This is a genomic window from Neobacillus sp. K501, assembly GCF_053749995.1.
In genome coordinates this window covers 16,672-29,840 of record NZ_JBSLYA010000011.1, presented here as the reverse complement: position 1 = coordinate 29,840, position 13,169 = coordinate 16,672, and the positions used below count along the sequence as shown (strand labels likewise).

The 13,169-nt window shown below is 39.0% G+C and carries 15 protein-coding genes; 11 read left to right on the top strand and 4 right to left on the bottom strand.

Translation table 11 applies throughout. The features are described from left to right. The first annotated feature begins 394 nt into the window (after positions 1-394). The 7 genes from ACWM35_RS20835 (at position 395) to ACWM35_RS20805 (ending at position 5,774) form a co-directional block, all read left to right on the top strand. A complete protein-coding gene (locus tag ACWM35_RS20835; protein WP_454820813.1) occupies positions 395-1,027 on the top strand; it encodes an FMN-dependent NADH-azoreductase in 633 nt (210 codons plus the stop codon). A 229-nt stretch (positions 1,028-1,256) separates the two neighbouring features. Then, positions 1,257-1,682, top strand: coding sequence for a DMT family transporter (locus ACWM35_RS20830; protein WP_454820812.1), 426 nt, complete (start codon positions 1,257-1,259; stop codon positions 1,680-1,682). Between the two features lie 37 nt (positions 1,683-1,719). Further along, positions 1,720-2,418 (top strand): Crp/Fnr family transcriptional regulator, encoded by a 699-nt coding sequence (locus ACWM35_RS20825; protein ID WP_454820811.1) that lies wholly within the window; start codon positions 1,720-1,722, stop codon positions 2,416-2,418. A 29-nt stretch (positions 2,419-2,447) separates the two neighbouring features. After that, positions 2,448-2,930 (top strand): DMT family transporter, encoded by a 483-nt coding sequence (locus ACWM35_RS20820; RefSeq protein WP_454820810.1) that lies wholly within the window; start codon positions 2,448-2,450, stop codon positions 2,928-2,930. A gap of 123 nt (positions 2,931-3,053) precedes the next feature. Then, on the top strand, positions 3,054-3,314 hold the full coding sequence (locus ACWM35_RS20815) for a hypothetical protein (RefSeq protein WP_454820809.1): 261 nt from the start codon (positions 3,054-3,056) through the stop codon (positions 3,312-3,314). A 142-nt stretch (positions 3,315-3,456) separates the two neighbouring features. Further along, entirely contained in the window at positions 3,457-5,064 is a 1,608-nt protein-coding gene (gene dcuS, locus ACWM35_RS20810) for a DcuS/MalK family sensor histidine kinase (protein ID WP_454820808.1), read from the top strand. Further along, positions 5,061-5,774 (top strand): response regulator, encoded by a 714-nt coding sequence (locus ACWM35_RS20805; RefSeq protein ID WP_454820971.1) that lies wholly within the window; start codon positions 5,061-5,063, stop codon positions 5,772-5,774. Before dcuS ends, ACWM35_RS20805 begins: the two co-directional genes overlap by 4 nt. 39 nt (positions 5,775-5,813) lie before the next feature. On the opposite strand, the gene ACWM35_RS20800 is transcribed toward ACWM35_RS20805, so the two are convergent. Both ACWM35_RS20800 and brnQ read right to left on the bottom strand, forming a co-directional pair. After that, entirely contained in the window at positions 5,814-7,064 is a 1,251-nt protein-coding gene (locus ACWM35_RS20800) for a dicarboxylate/amino acid:cation symporter (protein ID WP_454820807.1), read from the bottom strand. A 179-nt stretch (positions 7,065-7,243) separates the two neighbouring features. Then, positions 7,244-8,569 (bottom strand): branched-chain amino acid transport system II carrier protein, encoded by a 1,326-nt coding sequence (gene brnQ, locus ACWM35_RS20795; protein ID WP_454820806.1) that lies wholly within the window; start codon positions 8,567-8,569, stop codon positions 7,244-7,246. A gap of 503 nt (positions 8,570-9,072) precedes the next feature. On the opposite strand from brnQ, the gene ACWM35_RS20790 reads away from it, so the two are divergent. The 3 genes from ACWM35_RS20790 to ACWM35_RS20780 are packed head-to-tail and all read left to right on the top strand — an operon-like array spanning position 9,073 to position 10,926. Next, the gene (locus ACWM35_RS20790; RefSeq protein ID WP_454820805.1) at positions 9,073-9,543 is read left to right on the top strand and encodes a DinB family protein; all 471 of its coding nucleotides are present in this window, start codon (positions 9,073-9,075) and stop codon (positions 9,541-9,543) included. A 22-nt stretch (positions 9,544-9,565) separates the two neighbouring features. Then, positions 9,566-10,354, top strand: a complete 789-nt coding sequence (locus tag ACWM35_RS20785; RefSeq protein ID WP_454820804.1) for a GNAT family N-acetyltransferase — start codon at positions 9,566-9,568, stop codon at positions 10,352-10,354. Between the two features lie 23 nt (positions 10,355-10,377). Beyond that, positions 10,378-10,926 (top strand): flavodoxin family protein, encoded by a 549-nt coding sequence (locus tag ACWM35_RS20780; RefSeq protein WP_454820803.1) that lies wholly within the window; start codon positions 10,378-10,380, stop codon positions 10,924-10,926. 22 nt (positions 10,927-10,948) lie between these two features. Here ACWM35_RS20780 and ACWM35_RS20775 read toward each other — a convergent pair whose 3' ends face one another. Beyond that, positions 10,949-11,494: a GNAT family N-acetyltransferase gene (locus ACWM35_RS20775; RefSeq protein ID WP_454820802.1), complete on the bottom strand. Its 546-nt coding sequence runs from the start codon at positions 11,492-11,494 to the stop codon at positions 10,949-10,951. A 237-nt stretch (positions 11,495-11,731) separates the two neighbouring features. Continuing rightward, the gene (locus ACWM35_RS20770; protein ID WP_454820801.1) at positions 11,732-12,373 is read right to left on the bottom strand and encodes an NAD(P)-dependent oxidoreductase; all 642 of its coding nucleotides are present in this window, start codon (positions 12,371-12,373) and stop codon (positions 11,732-11,734) included. A 194-nt stretch (positions 12,374-12,567) separates the two neighbouring features. Between ACWM35_RS20770 and ACWM35_RS20765 the strand changes: the two genes are divergently transcribed. Then, entirely contained in the window at positions 12,568-13,002 is a 435-nt protein-coding gene (locus ACWM35_RS20765) for an Rrf2 family transcriptional regulator (protein WP_454820800.1), read from the top strand. Positions 13,003-13,169 lie beyond the last annotated feature (167 nt).

Below are 13,169 nucleotides of genomic sequence, written 5' to 3'. Positions count from 1 at the left end.
CCTTTCGATTCCTTTGACTTGTGACTAGTATATCCTCTAATTCATCTCCAAAAAATCGAGTTTTCTTTCACTTTCCTTACAGTGTTGTAAGGTTTTGCGTTGTTCCGAAAATTAATCGAAAGGTGTTTCCTTCAACCCGTTAGATATTGTTAGTTATTTAACAATTTCTTACATCGTATAATACGATAGTTTATTTTTTAAATTGATCACAAGACTGGAGAGTAGGAAAATGGAACTACTTTTATCTATGGTTCTAAAGTTTGTCCAGAATAATAGTTTGATAGACTATCTAGGTCTTTAATTGTGTTTTGAGCATTATTGTTGAAATATATATTAGATTAATATATTGTTTGTTCGAGATACTTTAATTAAAGATAAAGGAGATTTATATATAATGAATGTATTAGTAGTAAAAGCAAACAACCGACCAGCTTCTGATGCTGTATCAAGTAAAATGTATGAGACTTTTATGGAGCATATTGAAGGTACGAATGTAACAACATTTGATGTTTTCGCTGAGGACATGCCTTATTTTGGCCAAGATTTATTCAACGCCTTTGCTAAAGCTCAATCTGGTGAAGAAATGATAGATTTAGAAAAAAGAATTCTTGCTGCCAAACAAAAAGCAATGGATGCTCTAAAGGCCGCTGACTTAGTTGTTTTTGCATTCCCTCTATGGAACTTAACGATTCCTGCACCATTACAAACCTTTATTGATTATGTTTACCAAGCTGGATTCAGCTTCAAATATAATGAGCAGGGTCAGCTTGTACAATTAATGACAGACAAAAAGGCGATCATCCTTAGTGCACGAGGCGGAGTTTACTCAACGCCAGAAACAGCACCAATGGAAATGGCAGCCACTTATATTAAAAACGTTGTTGGCGGAGTATTCGGTATGGAAATCGTAGACGAAGTTATTATTGAAGGTCATAATGCTATGCCGGATCAAGCAGAAAAGATTATTGCAGAAGGTCTAGAAAAAGTAAAAGAAGCTGCAAAGAAAGTATCATCAGTCGCTGTTTAATAAGAAAAGAAGCTTGGATTCCAAGCTTCTTTTTTGATTTGTTCCGTTTTCCCAATGGAATTGGCCCGCATGGAGTACAAACATACAATCTTAATCAACAATCCTGCCTATCAAACTTAAACTAACTACCACAAAGGTCTGACTTTTCCGCTGAGGACATATGTCCTTTCCAAGGGAACTAAAGATATCTTTTAATAAAAGAAAGATATTTTCAGTTGAGGTGGAAGGTATGAAGGGGAGTTTCTTTGCATTAGTTGCAGGAGTTTTTATTACGCTCCAAGGTGTAGTAAATGCTCGAATTAGTGCAGACATTGGTACTTGGCAAGCGACAACAATTACCCAGTTGGCTGGATTCCTCCTGGCTATGGTTATATTACTGATTGCCCGTGATGGTAACTGGCAAAGTATGAAGCAGGTGAAGCCATTATATTTGAGTGGCGGCGCCTATGCAGCAATTGTTATTGTTGGGAATATCATCGCCATTCAAAAGATTGGTGTCACGCTAACTGTTTCTGTGATTTTGATTTCCCAGCTATGTCTGACCTTTATCATCGATAGTAAAGGATGGTTTGGACTAGAGAAGCAGAAAATGAAGCTGCCTCAAATCATTGGTATCGGAATGATGATTGCGGGTGTGGTCATTTTAAGGTATTAATAGGTTGAAGATGTTCAACCGGAGGTGTCAAAGAATAATGAAAGAAATAAAAGATCGGGAGAAATTAAATCATTATTTGCACACACATCAAATTGGATCTATTTTTAATGAACAACTATTACCGTATCTATCCCTTTATAGCTTTGAACCAGGAGAATTTGTTTGTTCCCAGGGAGATTGTCCTGAGATTTTGTATGTGCTCGTGAAGGGGAAGGTTAAGATTTACACGACCTCGGAGGAAGGAAGGACGATCATTCTCTCGTTCAAGACACCGCTTGAGGTGATTGGAGATATAGAATACGTCCAAGATATCAACATTATTAACACCGTTGAAGCAATATCGTCTATCCAGATGATTGGGATCGAATATCGGTGGTTGCACCTATATGGACGTGATCATGCACCACTGCTGCAATTTTTATTGGACATCATCACGAGGAAGTTATCGGCTAAATCTAATTCGTTAAGCTTCCATTTGTTCTATCCGGTAGAAGTCCGCTTGGCCAGTTATCTAGTAGCCATGTCCTATGATGAAGAGGATTCTCTTTTTAAAGGGCAACTCAACACAAATAGTTTAATGGATACAGCCAATTTAATTGGAACCAGTTACCGGCATTTGAATCGTGTGATTAAACAATTCTGTTATGAGGGCCTACTTGAGCGGAATAAAGGAATGATCCTTGTTAAGGACCCGGAAGGATTAAGGATGCGTGCCCGTGAGAATATTTATGAATAAAATTTTGTCCGAATGGGAGAGTTATGCATATGATGATTGGCTTCATGTTTGCCCTTGCTGCAGGCTCGCTGGTAGGTTTGCAAAATATTTTTAATAGTAAAGTGAATGAGCGAGTAGGTTCGTGGACCACGACGACCTTGGTATTAGGGTTAGGATTCCTGGCTTCTTTAATGATGGGACTCCTGTTTGAAGGGAAGCAACTTTTTATTCTTGAAAAAATACAGCCATGGTACTGGATTAGCGGTTTTATCGGGGTCGGAATCGTTACTTGTTTCGTCAAGGGGATCAGGCTGTTAGGTCCGACGTATGCCGTATCGATTGCGATGACATCCCAGTTAGGATTAGCTTTATTATTGGACTCATTTGGCTGGCTCGGTTTAGACAAGATCCCTTTTACGTTGAACGGGCTGGCAGGGGTGTTGGTATTTGTTGCAGGCATCATCGTCTTTAAATTAGGCGGTAGTAGGGAAAAAGAGAAAGTGCCAACGGATATTGTGAAACTAGCAAAATGACGTCTATAAGCATGAACTGGTTACCCCAAAACTTGTATTTTATAAAAAAATTTCCCATTAAACTCCGAATTTTCTGGTATAATTTCATTTTAATACTATCATTATTAGTTAGGGGAGTTTAATTTGGAAAGTTTTTTTGGACTGGCTTTAAATATTATCATCACTGTTTATTTAGTGATTGATTCTCGCAAACATGGAAAAAGCCCCATCCTATGGGGAATTCTTGGCTTCTTTTTTGGGGCGATTGCGATGGGGATTTATTTAATCAGAACAGACCGCAAACTGATCGGATGGATTGTTACGATTATTAGCATAATTGGCTATATCATTCTTTTCATCTTAATCGCATTGGCAGTGGCTCTTTTTGTTGGAGGGTTTTCTTAATAGAATTTGAAGTGGGTGTCCTTACTTGAGGGGCATCCACTTTTTTTATCTATTACAGACAATCATTCTTTTAAATTACTAGCAATAATAGGATAAAATAAGTAAATAGGGAAAAGCGAATATGGATGCCGGGGGTTTTCGCGTGTACAATACGAGGTTCAAGTTTAAATTAAGTACTGTGATCATATTCTTCGTTTGTTTAGTAGTACTTGCTTCGCTCATTTTTACCGACTATTTAATCAGCAGGGATGTCAGTGAAAATATTCGAGCTAACCAAGAGGAGAAGGCGAAGATTGTATCAAGAACGGTTGCAAAGTCTCATATTGTCATTAATGCGTTCGAGAACACTCACCAAGCAGAAGAACTACAAGAATATACCATGGATATTCAAACTTCTACCAATATGATGTTTATAGTAGTGATGGATATGGATGGAATACGGAAGACTCATCCCGATCCTGAAAAGATAGGTGAGCATTTTGTTGGTGGAGACGAAAAAGAGGCACTTAAGGGAAAAGTGTACATTTCAGCCTCTCGCGGAACATTAGGTGAATCGATCCGTGCCTTTACCCCAATCTACAATGATACAGGTGAACAAATAGGTGTTGCCGCTGTTGGGATTTCACTCGAAAGTGTTGAAAAAGCGCTTGGGCGGAGTAATCAAAGCATTCTCGTCGTAACGGCATTTGGGTTGCTGATTGGCATCATCGGTGCGATTATTCTTGCAAGGTATATAAAAAGAATATTGCTTGGGCTCGAACCGTTTGCGATTGCCAAGATTCTCGAGGAGCGGAGTACGATGCTTCAGTCTGTTCATGAGGGAATCATCGCTGTGGATCAACATTCAACGATTACCTTAGTTAATAAATCAGCCTTACAAATTCTCCAAAAGGCTGGTCTTACTCAGGAGCCGGTTGGAATGAATATTCATGATTATTTGCCATCAACCCGGTTGGATCAAGTCATACAAACAGGTAATCCTGAACTGGATGAAGAACAGAATATAAATGGGATTTCCATCCTCGTCAATCGAGTACCACTTGTCGTTAATGGCCAGGTGGTCGGCGCGATCTCCACCTTCCGAGATAAAACCGAGGTTAATCAATTGGCAGAACAATTAACAGGGGTAAGAACTTATGCTGAGGCGCTTCGTACACAATCTCATGAGTTTTTGAACCGGCTTCATGTTATCCTGGGGATGGTACAAATGAAGGTGTATGATGAACTATCAGATTATATTCGTACGTTGGTAAACTATCGAAATCAAGAGCTCGGCACGATTACACAGTCGATTAAAGACCCGGCACTGGCAGGGTTTCTGATGGGAAAACTAAGCTATGCGAGGGAAGAACAGGTTGAGCTTTCGATTGATAGTGAAACGATCATTCCAGAGCCGGCGGATTCTCAGGTCACTCATGAATTAATTACCATTCTCGGTAATTTAATCGACAACGCGATGGAAGCAATGGTTGACACAGAGGAAAAAACGCTGGATGTGAATCTTCACTATACAGATGAATGGTTAACAATCGAGGTCCTAGATTCTGGACCTGGTATTTCTCCGGAATTACAAACGCAAATTTTTGAAAAAGGTTATTCAACAAAAGGGGAAAATCGCGGCTTTGGACTCTATTTGGTTTCGAAAAGTATTGATAGGCTTGGCGGCGAGTTCGAGGTTGATTCGAAAATTTTACTAGGAACAGAATTTCATATACGAATACCTTATGAGGCGAAGGGGTGGAAAAGATGATTCGGGTGCTGATTGTGGAAGATGATCCAATGGTAGCTGAGTTTAATAAGCGTTTTCTTCAAGAAGTAAAGGAATTCCGTTTAGCCGGTCTTGTTCATACCGTAAAGGATGCAATGGAGTATCTTAAACGAGAGCAAGTTGAACTCATATTACTAGATGTCTATATGCCGGGGGCGAATGGGCTGGAATTGCTTCGATTTATTAGAGAACAAAATCTCAACACCGATGTCATTCTGATAACCGCTGCTTCAGATAAAGATAAAATCCAAACGGCATTAAGGTTTGGTGCAGTTGACTATTTAATCAAACCATTTGAGTTTGAAAGGTTTAATCAAGCGTTAATGCAGTATCAAAAGAAATATCACTTTTTTACCCAAAGTGCGGTTGTCACTCAAGAGGGTCTTGATGAAAGAATTCTTAGCACGGATTCAAAACAGATAGGTGAAAACTTGAGTGCATTGCCGAAAGGATTAACGAGCAGCACTTTGCAGGTCGTTATGAACGTGATTCAAGCGAAAGGAAGTAATCCATTTTCGACGGATGATATTGCCGAGAGTACGTATATATCAAGAGTTTCCGTCCGGAAGTATTTGAAATTCTTAACAGATTTGGGTGTCCTTGAAGAATCCTTAACCTATGGGATTGGAAGACCTGTCTATTTCTATCAATTGAAGGAAGCCAAACTCAACCTAGTAAATAGTTTCCTATAAAAAAATGTGAGCCAAATTTAAGTCTGGCTCACATTTCTTTTATGCAGTAATTTTATTCTTAGTAACTTCATGAACAGGATTGAATTCTCCCTCGGTCTTTGAAATGACTACCGTTGCGACACCGTTACCGATGAGGTTTGTGATTGCACGGGCTTCGGACATGAAGCGGTCGACACCTAAGATCAGCGCCATTCCTTCTACCGGAATCGAAGGGAAAACGGCAAGAGTGGCGGCTAAGGTAACAAATCCTGATCCCGTTACGCCGGCAGCACCCTTTGATGTTAGCATCAATACAGCAAGCAGGGTAATTTGCTGCGCTATACTAAGGTCAACACCGTAAGCCTGAGCAATGAACAAGGCTGCCATCGAAAGGTAGATCGAAGTTCCATCAAGATTAAAGGAATATCCAGTTGGAAGCACTAATCCTACCACAGGCTTCGAACAGCCGTATTTTTCAAGCTTTTCCATCATCTTTGGCAAGGCTGCTTCAGAGGAAGAAGTACCAACTACCAAGAGGATTTCTTCTTTAATATAAGCAATGAATTTGAAAATGCTGAATCCAAACATTTTGGCAATTCCACCAAGAACTAAGACAATAAACAATGCCATTGTAATATAAACAGAGCCCATTAATTTACCTAGATAGAATAATGACTCTAGTCCGAACTCACCGATTGTATAAGCCATGGCACCAAATGCCGCAAAAGGAGAAACTTTCATAATAATATTGACGATGCCGAAGAATACATCAGCGACCTTTTCAAAAAATTCGATAACGGGTTTGCCCTTTTTCCCTAAGTGAGCGAGCGAAACTCCGAATAAGATAGCCAACAAGAGAACTGGAAGGAGTTCACCTTTCGCAAAAGCACCGATAAAGCTGTCGGGAATAATGGATAGGACAAAGTCCATAAAACCATGGCTGGTTTCAGCTGCTTTCTCTGTATACTGTGAGATATCGCCTTTGCCTGCTTCCGCATCAATCCCTTTCCCAGCCTTGATGACGTTGGCAACAATAATTCCGATGGCTAACGCGATTGTGGAGACAATCTCAAAATAGAGCAACGCTTTCCCACCGATTTTCCCTACCTTCTTCAAGTCTCCCATTCCCGCGATCCCAATGACAATCGTCAGGAAAATAATCGGAGCAATCACCATTTTTACTAGTTTAATAAAAATATCTGCAATTACCTTTAGCTGAGAGCCAATCTCCGGAAACACAAAGCCGACCAAAATACCAAGAAAGATTCCGAGAATGACCTGAGTTGTAAGACTTTTAATATTAAACTTCATTTCGCCTTCCTCCCATTCTACTTTTGAAAACGATTTCATTTTTGAATTATTTACATGTTACAATTTTTTGAACATTGAAAATAGTTAATGAAACTTTATAAATCGTTTTGTAATTAAAGTAAGTGAGAAGGCATTTAATAAAATACGCCACAAAGGGAAATGCCCTTGTGGCGTATTTGCTAATTATTTGTTTTAGGAACAATGGAAGACCCTTTTCCCATCCCAATTAAATATCCAACCAGTAAGCCGATCAGTGCTGGAAGAATCCATCCTAGCCCTTCGGTATAAAAAGGAAGGATTTCAAAGACCCCGCGCATGCTATTTCCAAAGAATGATTTGTTCACTGTATCCACGATACTAAAAATAGCGACAATACCGATTACTGTACGATATATATAGCGATTTTGTTTGATTAAATCATCAAATAGTCCTAAGAAGATGACAACGATGGCAATTGGATAAATCATCCCAAGAATCGGAACTGAAATTTGCAAGATTTGTGTTAATCCTAAGTTAGCGATGGCTGTACTCACGACCGCTAAGATGATAACCCACATTTTATAGGGGATTTTAGGTATCATATTGTTGAAAAATTGGCTGCAGGATGTCACTAAACCAATCGACACACAGAAGCAGGCAAGCGTAAAGACAACACCTAATATCACTGTTCCGCTTTTTCCAAACAAGTAAGTCATAACGTTGGACAAAATAATTGCCCCGTTTTCAGCTTGTCCTAAGGAAGAACTAGAAGCTCCTAAATAGCCTAAAATAAGATAAATCACGGTTAGTAATAATCCTGCACCTAGACCGGCATACATCATATATAACGATCTTTTTTTACCATCGTCTACTCCTTGTGAGGTCAAGGTATTGGCAATGACAATTCCAAATGCCAGAGCGGCCAAAGCATCCATTGTTAAATAACCCTCTAACACACCCTGGAATAATGGGTTTGCTTCATAGTTCCCAGTGGCTGATTTAAAGGAACCAATAGGATCGATTAAGCTTTTTACAAAAATAATCGCAATCAAAGCCAATAGAATCGGAGTCAATAATTTTCCAAAAAGGTCAATCAGCTTGGAAGGGTACATACATAACCATGTAACAAGTCCAAAAAAGACGATACTATAAACGAACAAAGTAAAAGGTGATGTTACCAGAGTTTCTGGTAGGAATGGAGCTGCGCCCATTTCAAAAGCTAGACTTCCTGCCCGTGGAATGGCAAGTCCAGGACCGATTGCGATATAAATCAAAAACGGGAAAATAACGGCGAAAATGGGATGAACTCGTAGGTTTAGCTGATGAAAACTTCCCGCCTTCGCAACAGCAATGACACCTAAAATCGGGAGACCAACGGCAGAAATAATAAATCCAGCTAGTGCCGGCCATAGATTTTCCCCGGCTGACAGCCCGAGAAATGGCGGAAAGATAAGGTTCCCTGCCCCGAAAAACATCGAAAATAACATTAAACTAATGAAGACAATCTGTTTGGCAGAAAAATTCATGAAAAAACTCCTTAGTTGTAAAAAATATTAGTCTATTATAACAAAACAAAATAACTTATCAAAAGGGTGAAATTGACATTTCATAAGGGGGCGGTGGTACTGTGCGTGCCCGTTTTTGAAAAAATAACTAGGTAGGGGTCACGTAGAGGAGTTATACGTGCCCGTTTTTGAAGAAATAACTAGGTAGGGGTCACGTAGAGGAGTTGAACGTGCCCGTTTTATAGAAATATATCTAGGTAAGGTCACGTAGAGGAGTTGTACGCGCCCGTTTTATAAAAATATATCTAGTAAGGGTCACGTAGACGCCTTTACCATGTACTGCTCGTCTTATATGTATTTTTCAAAGTGCCAGTTTCCTGTGTATTCTGCGATACGATCCATGAGCATTTTAAATTATATGAGGAAATTTTGATAATTGCCCAGGAAGTTTAAGAAGGAGATGCCATTCTTATGAAGAAGTGTTATGGGAAGTCATCTCACCAAGGTAAGAAAAAGGGGGACCTATGGATAAGTATTGTCAAAGCGTCTTGCATCAAATAAAATTCGCCTTAACTACAACCATTCAGATGATCGATACCTTAGAAGAAGCCGATTTACAAGTCAGACCTACCGTCAATAAACACTCAGTTGGGGAGTTGTTAGCCCATATTGCGGTTATTTGTAAGGCAGATTTACTGATTTCAAACGGGGGAACAGAAACGGAAATGCAAGATTTCTATTCGACAGTATCTTTAAAAAGTAGAACAGAGATCAAGGCTGTGATGCTAGAAAATTTTCAGGCCCTAGAAACCCATTATTTGAAATTAAATGAAACGGAACTGAACCAACCGTTTCCTTCTTATTGGGGTACGACCTATACAAAATTGGAATGGCTGCTAGAAATATTATCTCATGTCTATCATCATAGAGGACAGTTGCATGCTATGCTTGTTCATAGTATGAGGAAAGATCCAAATATAGTATTATTTGAATAGACAGATAAAGGGGGAAACTTGGTTGAACCGGTTAAATGAAATATTTGATTTGGATTTTGCTTATTTGGAAACATTCACGACGCGAACAGACATGGGATGGGGAAGCTTATTTTGCAATGAAAACCAACCTGATTATTATGATGCCAATCATGCTCATATTCGAAATTTTTATCCAGAGCCACAGGTTGTGATTGATGAAGTGGTTCATTTTTATCAAACCGAAGGCCTTATTCCAAGATTTTATCTCTATAACCTAGATGAACAGCGTGAATTGATTGCCCAATTAAAAGCTAATCATTTTGGTTTCGAAGAGCTCGTTAGCCCCATTCAAATGTGGGACCACAAGGTGATTGAAAAGGGACATAATGAGGATGTAACGATTGAAATGGTTGTGGAAAAAAACTATACTGAGGCGCTGGAAATCGAATGCAGCATCAAGGAGTTTGGTGGAAGAGTGGTCAGGGAGAAAGCTTTTGACCATGAATTTCATCATCCGAGCTTTATCCATTATCTCCTGCGCTATAAGGGAGTCGCTTGTGCCACTGCCTGTATTTTTGCCAATGGCAAGCAGGCGCGAATGGAAAGTGTCGCCACCTTGGAGGAATTTCGGGGAAAAGGGTTAATTGGAGAGCTGATTCGTCATATACAAATAGAGGCGGTCGCGAAAGGTTATGAAAACCTTTGGGTGTTCCCGATTAACGAAAAAATTGAGAAAGTTTATCAAAAATATGGATTCCAAACAATAGAAACGCTAAGAACGGGGCATGCCTACTTAGGAGGAAGAGGTATTTTAGAAATTCGGGAGTCATGAATTCAGAAAAGGGGTAATGATTAATGACCATTGCTGTTCTATACGGGGGGACCCGTCCAAATGGTAATACGGAAACGCTAGCAGATCACGTCATCCAAGGAATGGACGCTGAAAGAATTTACTTGAAAGATCATACGATCCTGCCGATTATCGATATGCGCCACTCACCAGAGGGATTTCAGGATCGAAACGATGATTATAACTCCATCATTGATCGGATTTTGCCACATGACATTTTACTATTTGCTACGCCTATCTATTGGTACACAATGTCTGGGTCGATGAAAAACTTTATTGATCGCTGGTCGCAGTCATTGAGGGATGCCAACTACCCTGATTTCAAAGCAACGATGGCTGCGAAAAAAGCCTATGTCATTGCAGTGGGGGGTGACCAGCCGTATTTGAAAGGACTGCCGATGATTCAGCAATTTAAGCATATCTTTGATTTTATGGGGATGGAATATGGCGGCTACCTTATTGGTAAAGGCAGCAAACCAGGTGACATTCTTCAGGATAAACAAGCACTGTTCGCTGCAGAGCAACTTCACCAACAACTTAAAGACCAAATATAAGAGGGGGCTGAGTCCCTCTTTTTTATTTTTTGATCCCGTTGAACCTGACACTCCAAATCATATGGTCAAACCCTTCGCCCCAATAATCTTTTAGAAGGTAATCAGGTTCACCGAACTTCTTTTTCCAGATGGTTTGTGCTCTGGGATAGCCGCTATCCAGACAAAATTCACCCATGCCTATATTTTGTAACCTAGCATACATGGCCTTCAATAGTTGATTCCCGACTCCTTTTTTCTGGAAATCGGGGTGGACAAATACGGTACCAATTTCCGGCAGCTCCATTAAAGCATTATTTGTACAAGTATTAATCAGCTCGCTTGCCGGTCCGTATTCAATGGAACCAATAATTTGCTCGTCAGTTAAGGCAATTAGGAAATATCGCTTCTCTCCATTACTCGCGAAATCCGTTTCTAGGTAATGATTCTTTATGTTAATTTCAGCCTCAATATCATCGAGTTTCTCACCAATTCCTTCTCTTGTGAACGTATCTATAATAACCGCTCTAAAAAAGACATTTAACGCAATCTTGTCCTCGATTTGTGGCCTTCTTATTTCAAAATTGAGCACACCTGACACCCTTTCATAACAGGTTATTTATCTTCAACAAGTGTATCAAAATTAAGTTGAAATGAAATCTTTATAAGTCAGTTTAGATAAGATCCTGAGAGCTATTGAATTTTTGAGTAAAATAATTGTATAAGTGGTCCCATCCCGAAGGTGAATAATATCGTAATATTCCTATCTTCAAAGTATCAAACTCCCTTTCAAAGGACCTGATCTTTCATTAGCTGAACTATAAACAACTTACTCTGCTTCACCAACAACAGTAAAACGTTCGTTTAAGTGCTGTGGATTTTCTATTTCGTCAATTACTGCAATAGCATAATCTGCATAGCTTATATAGCTTTGAGATTTTGAGTTGAAGATTAAATGGTCCGAACCTTTTCGATAAGCTCCAGTACGTTTACCTTCAGCATCGAAAAATGCTGCTGGACTTATATACGTCCATTGGATTCCACTCGTAGTTTGTAGTTCTTCAAGGTTTTTACCCATATTTTTTGCAGTTGGCAGAAATACTTCAGGGAATTCAGGAGTATCGAATTTTCGTACTGTCTTTGTATCATCGATAAATAAACTTCCTGCACCACCTACAACAATTAATCTTGTTTCCTCAGCACCTTTAAGAGCTTCTATTAAAACTTTCCCTGCTTCAACATGAAGATGTTCTTCACCAAATGGAGCATTAAAAGCATTTATAATAACATCAAACTTTTTAATATCTAGTGATAGTAAATCAAAAATGTTCTTTTCTAATACGGCAACGTTTTGACTTTCAACCTTTGACGCATCTCTTACAATAGCTGTCACTTCATGGCCTCGACTAACAGCCTCCTTCAAAATTAAGCTTCCTGCTTTCCCACTTGCACCAATGATTCCAATTTTCATTTCTATTCCTCCTCTTGTTTTGTAACTAACTCAGTTACATGTAATCATTATAGTTACAGGTAACTGAGTTGTCAACAGATTGGGTGCTATTTAATTTTTCATTAGTGTTTTGGTATAATTAACTTGTAATCAAACTAATTACATGATAAAAAATAAAAAATATATAACAATTTGTTAATAGTGGGGTGACCAACATGTCCATCAGTAGCCGATTTGCTGTCGGAATCCATATTCTGACTCTAATTGAGGAAAATAAAAATGGAGTAACATCTTCTGAGCTCTTAGCTTCAAGTATAAATACAAACCCAGCTGTTGTTAGAAAACTAATGGGAATGTTAAAAAAAGCGGGCCTGATTGAGGTACATCCAGGTATAGCAGGGGCTAAACTCGCAAAGAGCTTAACTGAAATTACAATGTACGACATTTATAAGGCAGTGGATGTTGTGCAAGAGAAAGAATTGTTTAGCATACATGAAAATCCAAATCCTGATTGTAAAGTAGGAAGGAACATCCAGAAAACAGTAGAACAAGTATTCACTTCGGCGCAATTCGCAATGGAGAAGGTTTTAAAAAATGTTACATTAGAAGATGTTGTGAAGGATATTGCTACTAAAGAAAATATCTGTTGAATGAGACACTCTAAAACATTATGAGTTACCAAAAAGTAAAGCCTGAAACCCAGATTACCAAGTAATCATGGATTCAGGCTTTAAAATTATTTTTATTTATCTTGCAATATGATTTGCTTTATTTAATAAATCTTTAGACATGGATATGATATCTATGCCTAGGGTTC

Bases quoted from the DNA above. Each gene is read 5' to 3' on its own strand.
- ACWM35_RS20835 (WP_454820813.1), top strand. From the start codon at position 395: ATGAATGTATTAGTAGTAAAAGCAAACAACCGACCAGCTTCTGATGCT.
- ACWM35_RS20830 (WP_454820812.1), top strand. From the start codon at position 1,257: ATGAAGGGGAGTTTCTTTGCATTAGTTGCAGGAGTTTTTATTACGCTC.
- ACWM35_RS20825 (WP_454820811.1), top strand. From the start codon at position 1,720: ATGAAAGAAATAAAAGATCGGGAGAAATTAAATCATTATTTGCACACA.
- ACWM35_RS20820 (WP_454820810.1), top strand. From the start codon at position 2,448: ATGATGATTGGCTTCATGTTTGCCCTTGCTGCAGGCTCGCTGGTAGGT.
- ACWM35_RS20805 (WP_454820971.1), top strand. From the start codon at position 5,061: ATGATTCGGGTGCTGATTGTGGAAGATGATCCAATGGTAGCTGAGTTT.
- ACWM35_RS20800 (WP_454820807.1), bottom strand. From the start codon at position 7,064: ATGAAGTTTAATATTAAAAGTCTTACAACTCAGGTCATTCTCGGAATC.
- brnQ (WP_454820806.1), bottom strand. From the start codon at position 8,569: ATGAATTTTTCTGCCAAACAGATTGTCTTCATTAGTTTAATGTTATTT.
- ACWM35_RS20790 (WP_454820805.1), top strand. From the start codon at position 9,073: ATGGATAAGTATTGTCAAAGCGTCTTGCATCAAATAAAATTCGCCTTA.
- ACWM35_RS20780 (WP_454820803.1), top strand. From the start codon at position 10,378: ATGACCATTGCTGTTCTATACGGGGGGACCCGTCCAAATGGTAATACG.
- ACWM35_RS20770 (WP_454820801.1), bottom strand. From the start codon at position 12,373: ATGAAAATTGGAATCATTGGTGCAAGTGGGAAAGCAGGAAGCTTAATT.
- ACWM35_RS20765 (WP_454820800.1), top strand. From the start codon at position 12,568: ATGTCCATCAGTAGCCGATTTGCTGTCGGAATCCATATTCTGACTCTA.